At 65.1% G+C, this 16,370-nt stretch carries 12 protein-coding genes; 7 read left to right on the top strand and 5 right to left on the bottom strand.

The genetic code is table 11. The features are described from left to right. Nucleotides 1-88 precede the first annotated feature (88 nt). On the bottom strand, nucleotides 89-1,075 hold the full coding sequence (locus YUU_RS0134070) for a LysM peptidoglycan-binding domain-containing protein (protein ID WP_027526373.1): 987 nt from the start codon (nucleotides 1,073-1,075) through the stop codon (nucleotides 89-91). A gap of 293 nt (nucleotides 1,076-1,368) precedes the next feature. On the opposite strand from YUU_RS0134070, the gene YUU_RS0134075 reads away from it, so the two are divergent. Then, nucleotides 1,369-1,725 carry a hypothetical protein gene (locus tag YUU_RS0134075; RefSeq protein WP_027526374.1) on the top strand — a complete coding sequence of 119 codons (357 nt, stop codon included), beginning with the start codon at nucleotides 1,369-1,371 and terminating at the stop codon, nucleotides 1,723-1,725. Between the two features lie 170 nt (nucleotides 1,726-1,895). Here the strand turns inward: YUU_RS0134075 and YUU_RS0134080 are convergent, their stop codons facing one another. Then, on the bottom strand, nucleotides 1,896-3,995 hold the full coding sequence (locus YUU_RS0134080) for a methyl-accepting chemotaxis protein (RefSeq protein WP_027526375.1): 2,100 nt from the start codon (nucleotides 3,993-3,995) through the stop codon (nucleotides 1,896-1,898). A 713-nt stretch (nucleotides 3,996-4,708) separates the two neighbouring features. On the opposite strand from YUU_RS0134080, the gene YUU_RS0134095 reads away from it, so the two are divergent. Beyond that, nucleotides 4,709-5,824: a lactonase family protein gene (locus YUU_RS0134095; protein ID WP_027526376.1), complete on the top strand. Its 1,116-nt coding sequence runs from the start codon at nucleotides 4,709-4,711 to the stop codon at nucleotides 5,822-5,824. A 22-nt stretch (nucleotides 5,825-5,846) separates the two neighbouring features. Here YUU_RS0134095 and YUU_RS59160 read toward each other — a convergent pair whose 3' ends face one another. Beyond that, complete coding sequence (locus YUU_RS59160) at nucleotides 5,847-6,113, bottom strand: hypothetical protein (protein WP_156944656.1); 267 nt, start codon at nucleotides 6,111-6,113, stop codon at nucleotides 5,847-5,849. 132 nt (nucleotides 6,114-6,245) lie between these two features. On the opposite strand from YUU_RS59160, the gene YUU_RS0134105 reads away from it, so the two are divergent. Continuing rightward, nucleotides 6,246-7,148 carry an efflux RND transporter periplasmic adaptor subunit gene (locus tag YUU_RS0134105; protein WP_198031876.1) on the top strand — a complete coding sequence of 301 codons (903 nt, stop codon included), beginning with the start codon at nucleotides 6,246-6,248 and terminating at the stop codon, nucleotides 7,146-7,148. Between the two features lie 183 nt (nucleotides 7,149-7,331). On the opposite strand, the gene YUU_RS0134110 is transcribed toward YUU_RS0134105, so the two are convergent. Next, nucleotides 7,332-8,180, bottom strand: a complete 849-nt coding sequence (locus tag YUU_RS0134110; protein ID WP_027526378.1) for a caspase family protein — start codon at nucleotides 8,178-8,180, stop codon at nucleotides 7,332-7,334. 420 nt (nucleotides 8,181-8,600) lie between these two features. Between YUU_RS0134110 and YUU_RS0134115 the strand changes: the two genes are divergently transcribed. From YUU_RS0134115 to YUU_RS0134130, 4 genes are all read left to right on the top strand, one after another. Beyond that, the gene (locus YUU_RS0134115) at nucleotides 8,601-10,331 is read left to right on the top strand and encodes a hypothetical protein (RefSeq protein WP_027526379.1); all 1,731 of its coding nucleotides are present in this window, start codon (nucleotides 8,601-8,603) and stop codon (nucleotides 10,329-10,331) included. 265 nt (nucleotides 10,332-10,596) lie between these two features. Continuing rightward, nucleotides 10,597-11,322 carry a thermonuclease family protein gene (locus YUU_RS0134120; protein WP_027526380.1) on the top strand — a complete coding sequence of 242 codons (726 nt, stop codon included), beginning with the start codon at nucleotides 10,597-10,599 and terminating at the stop codon, nucleotides 11,320-11,322. A 130-nt stretch (nucleotides 11,323-11,452) separates the two neighbouring features. Then, nucleotides 11,453-12,640, top strand: coding sequence for an alanine--glyoxylate aminotransferase family protein (locus YUU_RS0134125; RefSeq protein WP_027526381.1), 1,188 nt, complete (start codon nucleotides 11,453-11,455; stop codon nucleotides 12,638-12,640). A gap of 265 nt (nucleotides 12,641-12,905) precedes the next feature. Continuing rightward, entirely contained in the window at nucleotides 12,906-15,014 is a 2,109-nt protein-coding gene (locus YUU_RS0134130; protein ID WP_027526382.1) for a S9 family peptidase, read from the top strand. A gap of 226 nt (nucleotides 15,015-15,240) precedes the next feature. Here YUU_RS0134130 and YUU_RS0134135 read toward each other — a convergent pair whose 3' ends face one another. Beyond that, a complete protein-coding gene (locus YUU_RS0134135; protein ID WP_027526383.1) occupies nucleotides 15,241-16,332 on the bottom strand; it encodes an SMP-30/gluconolactonase/LRE family protein in 1,092 nt (363 codons plus the stop codon). Nucleotides 16,333-16,370 lie beyond the last annotated feature (38 nt).

A 16,370-nucleotide genomic window follows, 5' to 3' on the forward strand; every position in this document is an offset into this window, starting at 1 on the left:
ATCTCGTCACAACGTCAATGACGCGCGGTAGAACAGAAAGTTCCCGCGCTCAGGTCACCCACCCTGCAATTTGCGGGATCGAGAACCCTCACCTTGCCTTGCGCGGCAAGACGAATGTCTGGCCGGGATAGATCCGGTCGGGGTTGTGGATCTTGTCGCGATTGGCGTTGTAGATCAGGGCGTAGCTGAGGCCGTCGCCGTAGGCGCGGCGGCTGATCTGCCAGAGGCTGTCGCCCCGGATGACGATGCGGCTCGAGGTAATCGAACCCGTCGACTCCCCCTTCGAGCGCAACGGACCCTTCTCGACGGGCGGTGCGGTGGCGAGCGCCAAAACGGATTGTGCGGTGCTCGGCGGCGCGGCCGAGCTGTCATCCTTGGCAGACGTTTCCTTGGACGATTCCTTGGAAGTTTCTTTGGCGGGCGTTTCTTTCGCAACCTTGGCGACATCGGTACGCGCTTGTGCAGCGCGCGGCGGCTGGGCCATGGCGTTCAGCGTCACGGGGACGTCGGTTCTCGATTTCGAAACGCTCCCGTCCGGCGCCGTCGATTGCAGGCTGAGCTTGTAACTGCCCGGCGGCAACTTTGGCGGCGTCATCACGAAGAGGCCGGATGCGTCGGCGACCGCGGAAGCATGGCTCTCGCCATCGCGTAGCAGTTCGACGCGTGCGCCCGGCGCGGCGCGGCCGGCAATCACCGCCTCGCCGTCCTCATCGACGCGGGCGACATCGAAACGCGGCCCGGTCTCCTCGCTAGCGGCCGGCGACGGAGCCGTTGGCGTCGGCAGATCGGCAAGCGCGGTCTGGGCTTTGCCGAGGGCAGTGGCGACGTCATTGCTGGGCGCCGCTGACGGTGCGACGGACGGCGCGCCCGGCGGCAGGAATGTGGGCGGCGCGGCGAGCGCCGTCCCGGCTTCCGGCTTGGATTCGACCTTGGCCTTGCCGTCGGCGACCTTGACCTCGGGCCCGCCGCGCAACGCCTGCCACAGCCCGCCAGTGCCGACGACGATCGCGGCACCGCCGGCCGCAACCAGCAGGAGCGAGCAAACGGCAACTGTCGCCTTCGATGCGATCACCATGAATCCCAACGCCCCTTACAGCCCTTCACGACAAATCACGCCCGCAAACTGCGCTCAATTCGCGCGCGCATCAAGCTGGCAATTCGATCATCCGCAATCGGTCACAGCTTCTGACCGATAGGGCCGCAATGGTACGCGTTCCCAAATAGGATCAAACCTTCAACCCGCGGGTTGTCGCAATCGCTGATGGCGGAACAATCCGGCCGGTGGGTGTCAGCGGAAACTGCATCACGTGCGCACCGGGCCTTCGGGGCCGGAGGGTTTTTTGCGTGCGAAACTCAAGAGGCGAAAGGATGTCTGTCGGCTATCGATTACTCCCTCTCGTTGCGGCGCTTGCTCTGATCTGCGCCCCCGCACAAGGCCGCGACGACGGCCGGTTTGCGAATTCCCCCCTCAAAGGCTGGTTCGAAAGCCTGCACAGCAAAGGCGGCGGACCGTGCTGCGCGGATGCCGACGGCACCGCGGTAGCCGATGCCGACTGGGACACGAGGGACGGCCATTACCGCGTTCGTCTTGAGGGTATGTGGGTCGAGGTGCCCGACGACACCGTCATCACCGAGCCGAACCGCGCCGGTCGCACCATGGTCTGGCCGTACTACGTCAACGGCCGCACGCTGATCCGCTGCTTCATGCCTGGCAGCATGACGTGAGGAGTTGGGACTCTCGTGTCCCGGTTCAGCAGCGCAGCGTGCAACGATGCGCTGCTGAACCGGGACCTAGCGTTGCAGTTCGGTGTGGGCCCAGGATCAGCAACCCATCACGCCGCGAAGGGCGGCGCGCTGCGCAGCATCCGGGGCACAGAGAGCGGAGCGGAGTCGAGCTACGCCGCCCTGAGATCTTCGACGAAGCGGTTGACCTCGCGCTTCAGATCGTCCGACAGGCGCGACAGCATCTTGGCGGAATCGAGCACCTCGCCGGCGGCCGCACCCGTCTGGCCGGCAGCCTGCGAGACGCCGGAGATGTGACGTGAAACCTCCGTGGTGCCCTGGGAGGCCTGCTGCACGTTGCGGGCGATCTCACGTGTGGCGGCGCCCTGCTCCTCGACGGCAGCGGCGATCGCGGCCGCGATCTCGTTGACGCGCTGGATGGTGGTGCCGATCGACTGGATCGCGGTCACGGACGAGCGCGTCGCGCCCTGGATAGCGGCAACCTGGCCGGTGATCTCCTCGGTCGCCTTCGCGGTTTGCGTGGCGAGATTCTTCACCTCGGCTGCGACCACGGCAAAGCCGCGGCCCGCTTCGCCGGCGCGCGCGGCCTCGATGGTGGCGTTGAGCGCCAGCAGGTTGGTCTGTTCGGCAATGCCCGTGATCAGTTCGACGACATCGCCGATGCGTTGGGCGGCGTCCGCGAGCGCCTGCACCTCGCCATTGGTGCGATCGGCTTCCGCCGCAGCAGCCCCGGCAATGCTCGAGGATTCCGCAACCTGGCGGCTGATCTCGGCGATCGAGGCCGACAGCTCTTCCGTGGCGGCGGCAACCGTCTGCACATTGGACGACGCGTCGCCCGACAGGGACGCAACGGAGGCCGCTTTCGACGAGCCCTGCTCGGCGGTCGACGACATCGACTGCGCGGTGGCGTTCAGCTCGCCGGACGCCGAGGCGAGCGTATGCAGCGATTCCGTCACGGTCTTCTCGAACTCTCCGATCAGCCGCTCGACGGCAAGCTGGCGCCGCTCCTTCCGGCCCTGCTCGGCCGCCTGCTCCTCGGCGAGGCGATCACCCGTGATCATGTTCTCCCTGAAGACGGACACCGCACGCGACATCTCGCCGATCTCGTCGCCACGCTCGATGCCGGCGAGCTCGATCGCATAGTCGCGCTCGGCAAGCGAACGCATCGCCTGGGTCAATTTCCGGATCGGGACGCTGACGCGGCGGTTGACGAGGATGAAGCCGAACACGGTGATGGCGAGCGCGACCAGCATCATCGCGCCGTTGAACACCAGGCTCCACTTCGCCGAGGCCATCTGCTGCCCGGCACGCGCGACCATCTCGGCAAGCGCGACCTGACCAGCCTCGACGCTGGAGTTGAGGATGGCGGTGTTGAGCTTGGAGAGATCCTCGATCTTGATGTCGATCGTCTGGTTGTTGCTCAGCGCCTTGATGAAACCCTGCTGGCGCTCGACCATGGCCGCGGCTTCGCCCTGCTTCGAGCGCGCGACCACATCGGTGAGGCTGGCGGGCGCGTCAGCGCGGCCGGCTGCATCCAGCACCTGGCTCCAGGCCTGCTTGGCACGGCCGGTATCCTCGGCGGCGCCGACCATGTCGGCGGCGCTCCAGGGTTTTGCGCTGGCCGCCGCGGCTTCCAGGCGGATCGCGACCAGGCCGCCGAAATTGCGCGCCGCCCAGGCCGACTGCTTCACCCCCAGGAGGTGATCGACCACGGGATCGCCGAGCTTCAGCGCATTCTCGAGCTCGCCCGTCAACGCCAGAATGCCGTCGAGATAATCCTGGGCGGTCTTGCGGAAATCGTCGGCGACCTTGGCGTCACGACTGGATTTCGGCTGGTGGATGGCAGCTTCCGCCTTGGGCCGAAGTGGCACGAGTGTGTCATGGATCGCGACCAGCCTGCTCAGGGCACTGGCGAGACGGGAATCGGTCACGCCCTCGAGACGCTCGAGCACGCTCTTATAGGTGGCTTCCGACAATTGCCGGTTGGTGGCGATGCGGTTGTCGGCATTGGCGTTGGCCGGCCCCTCCGCGAGCAGCGCCGACAGGAAGGTGCCACGCTCCAGGCGAAAGCCGAGCAGGGTCGCAAACAGCTGCTGGTCGGTGCCGGCATAACGATCGAGCTTCTGCGCCGCGGCGTTGCGCTCGACGGCGCCATAGAGCCCGGTCGCGAGCTGGGCGATCAAAAACAGGCCGAGGATGCCGATGATGGCGCCGAGAACCGAACGTATGGAGGGATTGCCGAACAATTTCATTGCGGGGCCGCATCCTCTAAAAAAGATGCAGAAAATTACCGTCGCGCTCCTAAGATTTGGTTCACCTCGATACCGGCAAAGGCCGTCGCATCGGATGAAGGCGCGCGGAAGGGCAAACTCCGCAGAACTACGGAGGACACGCCCAGGACCCAGCGCCGACCTTCAGGAGCGTTCGGCCCCGCGCACTTCCGCGAACTCGGCATCGGGATGCGCGACGATGGTCGCGAACATGATGCCGCTGATGATGATCGACCAGGCGGTGTCCCAATAAATCCAAAACACGTCAGCCTCCGCAAAAGCCTCCCGCCGCAAGCAGCAATTCTAGAACAGCCGGGCGACGATGCCGTTCCTCTTCTGCTGCGGCGTGTCGGCGCACCCAAGAACCAATTCTTGCACCAATTCTTGCACCAATTCTTCGACCAGCATCTTGGAGCCAATATCTTGCCGAACTGTCACTTGTTGGTCGGCGGCGGCCTCCGGTCGGTTTGATCGGTGCGATGCTTTGCCACCACGTCTTCATCGCGCCGGCTGGTTTTTGGGCGTGGCGGAAATTTAGGCTGGCCGGCTTTGCGGCGCCCAATCGATACAATTTCGACATCGATCGATCCAAACTGGATTTTGGCGGAATGGCAGGGAGGCCTGTATCCTCGCCGGCAACCAAGAGAAGCCATGCCGGACGGCAAGGGCGATTTTGGAAAGCTGGAGGAAGCCTGATGTCCCGACCGACCCGCCGTACTGCCCTGCAACTGCCGCTTGCGGCATGCGCCGTCGTCCTCGCCACCCACCTTGGAGCAAGCGCCGGCATGGCCGACACATTTGCCTATGTCGGCAATGCCGACAGCAACGACATCTCGGTCTTCCGCATCGACGACAAGGGCGAGATGAGCCCGGTGCAGACCGCGCCTTTCGCAGGCATCGAGAAGCCAGGCTCCTCGACGCCGCTGGCAGTGACGCCCGATCACCGCGTGCTGATCGCCGGCGTGCGCTCGCAGCCGTTCTCGGCCGTGAGCTTTGCCATCGATCAGAAGACCGGCACGCTCAAGCACATCGGCAACGGGCCGCTCGCCGACAGCATGGCGTATGTCATGACCGACCGTACCGGCAAGTTCGTGCTCAGCGCCTCCTATGGCGGCAACAAGGTCGCGCTCAATCCGCTGCTCGATACCGGCGTCGTCGGCGAGCCCAAGCAGGTCATCCCGACGGGACTGAATGCGCATGCCTTCATCCCCTCGCCCGACAACCGCTTTGCGTTTGCGACCAATCTCGGCTCCGACCAGGTGCTGGCCTTTGCATTCAACGCCGCCACCGGCGAGCTGACGCCGAGCGATCCGCCGGTCCACAAGGTGCCCGAGAAATCAGGTCCCCGGCACTTCGTTTTCCACCCCAACGGCAAATACGTCTATCTCATCCACGAGCTGAACGGCGACGTCGCCGCGTTCAGCTATGACGCCAAGACCGGCGGGTGGAGCGAGATCCAGCGGACCACCGCGCTGCCCGAAGGCTTCACCGGCAAACCCTGGGCCGCCGACATCCACGTCGCGCCCGACGGCCGCTTCCTCTACGCCTCGGAGCGGACCACCAACACGCTGACCGCCTACAAGATCGATCCGGCAAGCGGCAAGCTCGCCACGGTTGGTACCGTGCCGACCGAGAAGCAGCCGCGCGGCTTCAACATCGATCCCACCAGCCGCTATCTCGCCGCCGTCGGCGAATTGTCCGACGGCATGTCGGTCTACGCGATCGACCAGGCCAGCGGCGCGTTAACCAAGCTGAAGTCCTATCCGACCGGCAAGAAGCCGAACTGGGTGGAGTTCGTCACGCTGCCGTAAGTGTGCGGGAGCCGCGACCGACCTACGCAATCATCCGTAGTTTCGGTCGCGGCTCGCTGCCGTCATACTCCGGCACGCAATGGATCGTCATATTGTCTTCAAATGCCCGCAGACCGGCATGAACGTTCAGCATCGGCTCATGGCCGAGCCGACGGATGCCAAGGATACGCACGACTCGGTCATGTGTCCGGCGTGTGCGCGCCTGCACCTGATCAATCGCACCACGGGCAGGCTGCTCGGCGAACGCCGCGGCTGACGGATGGCACCAGGCGCCGAACCTGATCTTCAATCTCGCGACTAATCAAGGGCTTGCCGTGGACGCGCCTGCGGCATTTGCTCCTGCCTGGGCACCGGGGGCGCCATGGTCTGTGCCCCCGCCATCTGCTATCGAGTGAAGCGTTTGATCCCGTGGATTAGTCCGATGCGTCATTGCACCCGCATGTCCAACAAGACCCTGTTTCCCGTGGCCGTCGCCGCCGCATTGGGGCTTGGCCTTTTTCTTGGCCCCCTCCCGGCCCGCGCCGCCGATGAGGAGGCGCCCAAGGGACCGGCCGTCACGGTGCTGAAGGCGGCAAAGTCCTGTTTCTCCGACATCGTGGAAGCGAGCGGCACGATCATCGCACGCGAGGAAACCTCGGTGCGGCCCGAGCGTCCCGGATTGAAGGTGACGGAGGTCCTGGCGGAAGCCGGCGACACCATCACCGCCGGCCAGGTGCTGGCGCGGCTGGCCTTGCCCGAAGGCGGCACAGTCCAGGTGACGGCGCCGGTTGCAGGCATGATCTCGGCTTCGACGGCGCAGATCGGCGCGCCGGCCTCGGCGCGCGGCGAAGCGCTGTTCTCGATCGTGGCGCGCAGCGAATATGACCTCGTCGGCCTCGTCGCCACCGCCGACATCAAGAAGCTCGCGGTGAACCAGCCGGCGACCGTGCGCATCGCGGGTGCCGGCGACATCGATGGCAAGGTGCGCAAGATCGGGCCGACGGTCGAGCCGAACGTCCAGCAGGGCATGGTCTATATCGGCATCTCGACGCCGCGGCGGCTGCTGGTGAATTCCAGCGGGCGCGCGCTGATCAAGACCGGGCAGAGCTGCAATATCGCGGTCCCGCTGACCGCCGTGCAGTACAGCCCCGCCGGCACCGTGGTGCAGATCATCCGCCGCAACCGCGTCGAGACCAAGCGCGTCGAGATCGGGCTGATGTCCGGCGGCAATATCGAGATCCGCGACGGCGTCAACGAAGGCGACATCGTCGTCGCCCGCGCCGGCGCGCTGTTGCGCGAAGGCGACCCGGTACGCCCCGTGATGGCGAGCGCGGAGACGAAGTAACGCTTAAGAAGGGTTCTTGTCCCGGACGCACTGCAGCGTGCAACGCTGCTGGGCTGAGCCGGGACCCATCTCTTTCGAAGACTCCGCAAAAAGGCATGGGCCCCGGCTCAGCAGCGCATCATTTCATGATGCGCCGCGTCCGGGGCACGAGACTTTGCTGGAGACTTTGGTGGATATGAAGGACTAGCCGCCGGCCTGGTCGAACTGGACGTCTTCCAGGAGCGAGGACGACACGGTCGGGACCTGGTCGCCTTCGGAGGCGCGGGAGATGGCGACGCGGGTCTTGTTGAAGACGCTTTCGGCGCTGCCCTGCGCATTGAGGTTGTTCAGAAGTTCGCTGACCAGCACGCTGTGATCGCCCTTGCCGTCGTCGGCGACCTTGCCGGGGGAAGCGGAGGAGAGGATCAGCGCGTTGTCGGGCGCGCTGATCGGCGCCAGCCCGTGGCTGTAGGAGCGGAAGCGGCGCTCATAGGGGTTGCGGCGCGAGGCATCGACGACGACGAGCTTGGCCTTGGCACCCTGCTCCTTCATCATCTCGAGCACGCTCTCAATCGAGACGCCCTGGCGGCGGACGTCGCTTTCCTTCCAGATCACGGCGTCGACCGGCAGCATGTAGCTCTCGCGGCCGGCCTGCACGCCGTAGCCGCCGAAGAACAGCATGACGACGCTGTCGCGTGTGATCTTCGACTTCAGGCGGTTGACGGCGCGGACCATGTCGTCCTTGCTGGCGTCCTCCACCATGTCGACGTCGAAGCCGCCCCTGCGCAGCGAGGACGACAGCGCGCGCGCGTCGTTGATCGACTGCGACAGCGGCGCATTGGCGTCGGGATAATGACCATTGCCGATGACGAGGGCGAGGCGCGAGGTGTGGCCGACGGAACCGGTCACCTCAGCGGTCGAGACCGCCTTGGCGGCATCGAGGGCGCGCATGTTCAGGGCAGCGTGGGCGCCGATCGCCAGCGACACCGTGCCGATCAGAGCGGCGGCGACCGCAATGGTACGTCGGGAAATGTCGAGCTGCCTTACATTCATCTCGGTTCATTCCTGTCAGGAGCCATCGCAACGCGCGTACCTGTTTGAGTAGCGCGATGGCGTCTTTAGGTTTGAGGGATTGGCCGGGGATGTGTCCCCGAATTGCGCGCAATTTGCGGCGCCGCACCAAACAAACCCTTAACCGGATATCGCCCCCGGGGCAATAGATTGCCCTTCTTTTTAGCTAAACCACTGAATATACTGGTTAATTGCTGACGCCGCAGATGGGCCTTTTTTCATCCTTTCGGCCCCTTTTCAGGGCCGAACAAGCAGTTCCCGTCCCGGCTTTTTCTGTGACATCGGTCACATTTGTGTTCCACGCGAATTCGTGACACTTTTCAAATACTTGCGGAAACACAGGCGCGCTGCCGGGACGACGCGCCGTGAATCCCGGCAAGGCCCCGCGCGACCAGGTAATTCATGAGCTTTCATTATTTCGCCGGGCACGCCTTCCGCGCCCTGACGGCACGGAAGGACGGCCCCTCGCTTTATGACGTCTGCGATCCCGTGCTGGCGGGCCCCGCCACCGGCGATCCGCATCTGGCAAAGTTCTACAAGACTGCGCTCGGCAGTCCGGCCCTGCGGGCGCTGCTCCGCCGCGCCGGCCTGCCCGACCTGCGCGACGAGGCGAGGCTCACCCGGCTGCGCGCGGCGCTGACCCGTGCCCGCGACGATGCCGAGCCCGACTGGGAGGCGGTCGGCCGTCCCGTCGCCGACCTCCTCGACACCATCGCGCTCGACCATCCCAAGCCGCCGCCGATGCCGTTCAACGGTGCGGGGCCGGCGCTGGCGGAGATCGACAACGTGATCCGCGACTGCGCGCATCATCTGCTGCGCAGCTACCGCCAGAACGGCTTCCTGCCGACCTATGCCGCGTTCAACCTGATCGGCGATCCCGACCTGCGCGGTCGCGAGCTGATCATGGCGCTGACCGGCCTGAACTCGCGCGGCTACAAGAACTCCTCGCTGCTGTTCAACCTGGCGCGTATCTTCGTCGCGCGCTCGAGCGCAGGCGCCATCATCAATCCGCCCTGGCGGGGCATCGCCGAGCCGATGTGGGAGCCGGTGCAGATCCGTCACCGCTCGGCCTATTACGACGCCTTCTTCATCGAGGCGCTGCTCGCCTATGGCGAGACCGGCCTCGCCTCGCCCGCCGACGCCAAGGCCGCGCAAGCCGCGATCGCCGACATGGTCGATTTCTGCATCAACATCAGCCGCGAGGAAGTGAAGGGTGCGGACGGCGCGCGCTTCGACGTCATCACTGCGCTGGCGCCGGCGCCGCATCCGCGCTTCTCGCGCTTCTTTGCGCAGATCAAGCAGGACCTGGGCTTCGGCGTCTACGTGCCGGACTGCGACACCACGGCGTGCTCGTTCTCGGCTGCGACGCAGGCAGGCAGTGAGGATCCGATCCTCGCCCAACCGCTGCTCGATTTCTACGCCGGCTACCAGGTGCGCGAGGGCGTCAACGAGCCGCGCGTCACCGTGCCGCTCAACGACAACATCGATTACGAAGGCGGCGTCGCCACCTGGATCGACAATCTCGCTGGCGAGCGGCCCTACGGCAACGATCTCGATCCGACGCTGAACCTCGACATCCTCGAAGTGTCCTTCCGCAATCTCAAGCGCTGGAAAATTCTGGAGACGCCGGCGCGGCTTGCCACCGTGCATCGCATCGTCGCCTTCCAGAAGCGGCTGGCGGCGAGCGGCGCCTTCGCCAATCCGCGCTCGCACATCTATTATCTGCCCGAGCTCTACAGCGCCTATTTCGGCCGCTGCTATGCCGCCTTCCTGTCACTGCCGCTGGCGGCCCAGGCCGCGATCGATCCCGACGGCGCCTTCGATTTCATCCGCGCCCGCGTGCTCGGCTATGTCCAGGGCGAGATGCTCGTCGCCGAGATGAACGCATTCGACGCGGCGCTCGCCTTGATCGCGCTCGGTCATCTCGGCGCCGATCCCAAGACCTTCGCGCCGGCGCTGAACTGCATCGTCAGAGCTCTCGGCGAAGGCGGCCGCCGCGGCCCGTTCCGCGCCTATGAATGGAACAAGATGAAGACCCCGACGCGGATCCTGGTTGGCGGGCCGGAGGTGACGTCGGCCTTCGTGCTGATGGGGCTGGCGGTGGCGAGGAAGGTGATGGCGGGGCGGAGGTAAAAAGGTCTCGTGCCCCGGACGCAGCGCAGCGCTTCTAAAGCGGTGCGCTGCTGAGCCGGGGCCCATGCCACCGAGAGTGCGCCCGCAATCTCTGGGTCCCGGCTCTGCGGAGCAGCGTTTCACGCCGCACCGCGTCCGGGACACGAGCCTCCAATCACGATGACAGGAAGTTGAAAGCCCATAAGTTAGGCAGGTGCTGGCCCGGCGGCCAAATACCGACCACAATTGCTGGGCTTATCGGGATTTTCATCAGACGCGGACCGGCATGTCGCGAACATTTCTTGGCTTGATTATCCTCCTCGCCTTGCCGTCGCTGGCGCAGGCTGCCGATATCACCGGCACGGCAAAGGTCCGCGACGGCGATTCCGTCCAGATCGGCAACACCCGCATCCGTCTCGGCGGCATCGACGCGCCGTCGACCGACCAGCTCTGCCTCAACACCAAGGGCGAGCGCTGGACCTGCGGCCTGGCAGCGCGCGAGGAGCTCGCCAAATACGCCGAGGGCAAGAACTGGGTCTGCCATGCGAGATCGATCGACCGGCGCGGCCGCACCGTGGCGCGCTGCGAGGTCGACGGCGAGGACATTCAGAAATGGCTGGTGCGGAGTGGCTGGGCGCTGGCCTTCACCCGCATCTCCCACGACTATGAAGCCGACGAAGCGGTCGCGCGCGAAGCCAAGGCCGGCATGTGGCAGGGCGCCTTCATCGCCCCCTGGGACTGGCGCGTGCGCAACAAGAAGACCGCGATCCTCGGCGCCACCAAGCCGCCCGAAGGAGCGCATGCGATCCTGCTCGCCTCGGCGTCGGGCCCCGTCGCGCCCTCGCCGGATTGCACCATCAAGGGCAACGTCAACAGCGCCGGCGAATGCATCTTTCACCAGCCGACCAGCCGCTGGTACGCTCAGATCAAGATGAAGATCAGCAAGGGCACCCGCTGGTTCTGCTCGGTCGAGGAAGCCGAAGCCGCCGGATGCCGCGAGACGCGGCGATAGCCATGTCCGGGCGATCGCTTCTTGCATGATTATCCCGCGTTTTACGTGCTTTTCTTGGCTCCCCACGGCGCGTAAAAAGCGTGAGCCGATGATCCTCCAGACCGTCTTCATCACATAAGGAAGAACAACAATGACCGTTCGCGCGGGCCGGGAATTTCTGGCCATCCCCGGGCCCACCACGATGCCCGACGAGGTGCTGCGGGCGATGCATCGTCCGGCGATCGACATCTACTCCAAGCAGATGACCGATCTGACCGAGAGCCTGATCAGTGATCTCTCAAAACTGTTCGCGACCAAGGGCAAGTCCTACATCTACATCGCCAATGGCCACGGCGCCTGGGAAGCCGTGCTCAGCAATGTGCTGTCGCGCGGCGACAAGCTGCTGGTGCTGGAAAGCGGCCGCTTCGCGATCGGCTGGGGCCATGCGGCATCCCTGATGGGCGCCGAGGTCGAGGTGCTCAGAGGTGACTGGCGCCGCGCGGTGCGCCCGCACGAGGTCGAGGAGCGCCTGCGCCGTGACAAGGAGCACAAGATCAAGGCCGTCGTCGTCGTGCAGGTCGACACCGCCTCGGGCGTGCAGAACGACATCGAGGCGATCGGCAAGGCGATCAAGGCGAGCGGCCACCCGGCGCTGTACATGGTCGACACCGTGGCTTCGCTCGGCTGCATGCCGTTCGAGATGGACAAATGGGGCATCGACGTCGCGATGTCCGGCTCGCAGAAGGGCCTGATGACGCCGCCCGGCCTCGGCTTCGTCGCGGCGAATGATCGCGCGCTCGAGGCGCACAAGAAGGCGAACATGGCGACGCCCTATTGGAGCTGGAGCGAACGCGAAGGCACCGAGCATTATCGCAAATATGCCGGCACCGCGCCGGTGCATCTGCTGTTCGCGCTGCGCCAGGCGATCGACCTCTTGCACGAGGAGGGCCTTGAGAACGCATTCCGTCGGCATAGCCTGCTCGGCGAAGCCGCGCGCCGCGCGGTCGCGATGTGGTCGGAGGGCCAGGTGCTCGGCTTCAATATTCTGGAGAATGGCGAGCGCTCCAACACGGTGACGACCGTGACCGTGGGCAACGGGCATGATCCCGCGGTGCTGCAGCGCTATTGCAAGGACAAGTGCGGCGTGGTGCTCGGCACCGGCATCGGCGATCTCTCCGGCCAGGCCTTCCGCATCGCTCATATGGGCCACGTCAACGCGCCCATGCTGCTCGGCACGCTCGGCGTGATCGAAGTGGGCCTCAACGCGCTGAAGATCCCGCACGGCAAGGGCGGCCTCGAGGCGGCGGTGGCGTATCTCGGCGAGCAGGTCGGGGCGTAGGCGTCACCTCGCACTCCATTGTCGTCCCGGGGCGCGCGAAAGCGCGAGCCCGGGACCCATAACCACAGGATGTGGTTTGGCGAAGACTCGGGGTTGCTAGCTCGCGCCACAACTTTTCCCTGGGGTTATGGGTCCCCGCCTTCGCGGGGACCACGATGGAGCTTGTGGCGATATCGGTGCCTCATGTCCGCTTTGGCCCTTCTTTAAATCCCCCGTGTCCGATCCGATATAGGGGCAAGACACGCACCCTGACGCGAGGATCGACTTGACCAAAACCGCCAGCCCCACCAAGCCCCCCGTCGCGCCGCGGCGGCCGCATTCCTTCACCCGGCACGGCATCACCGTGAGCGACGACTATGCCTGGCTGAAGGACGCGAAATGGCAGGAGGTGCTGCGCGATCCCGCCGTGCTCGATCCCGACATCCGCAAATATCTCGACGAAGAGAACGTCTATACCGAGAGCCTGCTCGGCCACACGGCACCCTTGCAGAAGACGCTGGTGCGCGAGATGCGCTCCCGGATCAAGGAAGACGATTCCAGCGTGCCCTCGCCGGACGGCGCGTTCGCCTATTTCCGCAAGTTCCGCGAAGGCGGACAGCATGAGCTGTTCGGCCGCATGCCGCGCAATGGCGGCGACAGCCATATCGTGCTCGACGGCGACGCGCTCGCAAAGGACCACAAGTATTTCAGGTTCGGCGGCAGCCGGCATTCGCCCGATCACAAGCTGCAGGCATGGACCGCCGACACCAAGGGCTCGGAGTATTTTTCGATCCGCGTGCGCGATTGGGCGACGGGAACGGATCTCGACGACCTCGTCGAGGAAACCGACGGCGGTGTGGTCTGGAGCAAGGACGCCAAAAGCTTCTTCTACGTGAAGCTCGACGACAATCACCGCCCGATGCAGGTGTGGCGGCATCGGCTCGGCACGAAGCAGGCTGACGACATCCTGGTCTATGAGGAGCAGGACTCCGGCTGGTTCACGCATTTGCACGAGAGCACCAGCGGACGCTTTTGCGTGATCGCCGGCGGCGACCATGAAACATCCGAGCAGAGGCTGATCGATCTCGCCAACCCGGACGCACCGCCACGCTTGGTCGCGGCGCGTGAAGAGGGCGTGCAGTATTCACTCGCCGATCGCGGCGGCGAGCTCTTCATCCTCACCAATGCCGACGACGCCATCGACTTCAAGATCGTCACCGCGCCGCTCGCCTCGCCCGAGCGCAAGAACTGGCGCGATCTGATCCCGTATCGCCCCGGCATCTACGTCATCGACATCGACCTCTACGCCGGCCATTTGGTGCGGCTGGAGCGCGCCAATGCGCTGCCGGCGATCGTGATCCGCGATCTCGGCAACAGCGAAGAGCACGCCATCGCCTTCGACGAAGCCGCCTATTCGCTCGACACGATGGGCTCCTACGAATTCGAGACGACGAACCTGCGCTTCTCCTATTCGTCGATGACGACGCCCTCGGAAGTCTACGACTACGACATGGCCCGGCGCTCGCGTGTGCTTCGCAAGCGCCAGGAGATTCCTTGCGGCCACGATGCAGCCGACTACGTCACCACCCGCATCATGGCGAAGGCGCATGACGGCGCCGAGGTGCCGGTCTCGATCCTGTATCGCCGCGGGCTCAAGCTCGACGGCACGGCGCCACTGCTGCTCTACGGCTACGGCTCCTACGGCGCCGCGATGCCGGCCTCCTTCAACACCAACCGCCTTTCGCTGGTCGACCGCGGCTTCGTCTACGCCATCGCACATATCCGCGGCGGCGCCGACAAGGGCTGGGGCTGGTACCTCGATGGCAAGCGCGAGAAGAAGACCAATACGTTCGACGATTTCGCGGCGAGCGCACGCGCTCTGATCGCGGCGAAGTATACGAGCGCAAAACGCATCATTGGTCACGGCGGCTCGGCCGGCGGCATGCTGATGGGCGCGGTCGCAAACCGCGCCGGCGAATTGTTTGCCGGGATCGTCGCCGAGGTGCCGTTCGTCGACGTGCTCAACACCATGCTCGATGACACGTTGCCGCTGACGCCGCCGGAATGGCCGGAATGGGGCAACCCGATCGAGAGCGAGAAGGATTTTCGCACCATCCTGTCCTACTCGCCCTACGACAACGTTGCGGCGAAGGACTATCCGGCGATCCTGGCAATGGGCGGCTTGACCGATCCTCGCGTCACCTATTGGGAGCCCGCCAAATGGATCGCGCGCCTGCGCGCCACCATGAGCGGCGGCGGCCCGGTTCTGCTCCGCACCAACATGGGCGCCGGCCACGGCGGCGCATCGGGGCGCTTCGACCGCCTCGACGAGGTTGCGATCGTGTATGCGTTTGCACTGTGGGCGGTTGGGATGATGGATAAGGCGGAGGTCTAGCTTCTCCCTCTCCCCGTTCTTACGGGGCCGCGACGAGCTGCGCTTGCGCTGAGAGGGTTGGGGGAGGGCTGCTTCCGCAATCGCGGTAAAAGCTGGACTCGCGGAGAGTCCCCCTCACCCGGAATCCGCGCTCCGCGCGGATTCCGGCCTCTCCCCGCAGGCGGGAGAGGCGAAGCGCCAACCTCGCCTCGTTCAATCCAGGCGACGACCGCAAGCAGCGTGCACCTCACACCGCCCCATGCGCCTCCACGTAGAGCGCGTAGACGGAGTGGGAGCTTGCCATATAGAGGCGGTTGTTCTTCGGGCCGCCGAAGCAGAGATTGGCGCAGCGCTCGGGCAGCTTGATGAAGGCGAGCGGCTTGCCTTCGGGGTTGAACACCATCACGCCGTCGAGATCATCGGGCTTGCCCCTGAGCTGAAACACCCGGCGGCCGCCGATGTCCGTCGGCTCGGCTTGCAGCGCGCCGTTCGAACCCCAGCCGCACCACAGATTGCCGTCGCGGTCGACGCGAAAACCGTCGAGCGAGCCCTGGTCGGCGGCATCGATCAGCTTGGTCTTGCCGCTCAGCGCGCCGTCGTCGCCGACATTGTAGCTCCAGATGCTGCGGTTGGGCGTGCCCTTCCATTCGACGATGTAGAGCTTCTTCTCGTCCGGCGAGAACGCCAGGCCATTCGGATTGACGAGATCGGTGAGGACGGCGGTGAGCTTGCCGTCCTTGGCGATGCGGTAGACGTTGGTGGTGGCCTGCTCGGGCTTTTCCTTCTTGCCCTCCCACTCGCCATTGATGCCGAACGTCGGATCGGTGAACCAGATGCTGTCGTCGGATTTCACCACGATGTCGTTCGGCGCGTTCAGGCGCTTGCCTTCGAACTTGTCGGCGAGCACCGTGATCTTGCCGTCCTTTTCGGTGCGGGTAATGCGGCGGGTGACGGAGTGCTCGCAGGTGACGAGGCGGCCCTGGCGGTCACGCGCATTGCCGTTGGCGTAATTGGCATTGCTGCGGAAGACGCTGGTCTGCCCGGTTTTCTCATCGAACTTCATGATCCGGTTGTTGGGAATGTCCGAAAACAGGAGGTAGCCGCCCTCCGGGAAATAGGCCGGGCCCTCGGCCCAGCGCATGCCGGTCGCGACCTGCTCGATCGTCGAGGAATAGAGCCGGTATTTTGCAAAGCTGGGATCGAGGATCTGGACGGCGGCATCCGGATAGCGCTGGTTCGGCGAGAACGGGAAAGATTGCGCGCCGGCGGCGCGGGCGAGAAGCGTGGAAGCCGCCGCTGCACCAGCACCGGCCAAGAGATCGCGTTGTGACAGATTCATTTCAGTTCCTCCCTGATTGCTCTGAACCGGCCGTTGCG

The organism is Bradyrhizobium sp. Ec3.3, assembly GCF_000472925.1.
Classification (GTDB): Bacteria; Pseudomonadota; Alphaproteobacteria; order Rhizobiales; family Xanthobacteraceae; genus Bradyrhizobium.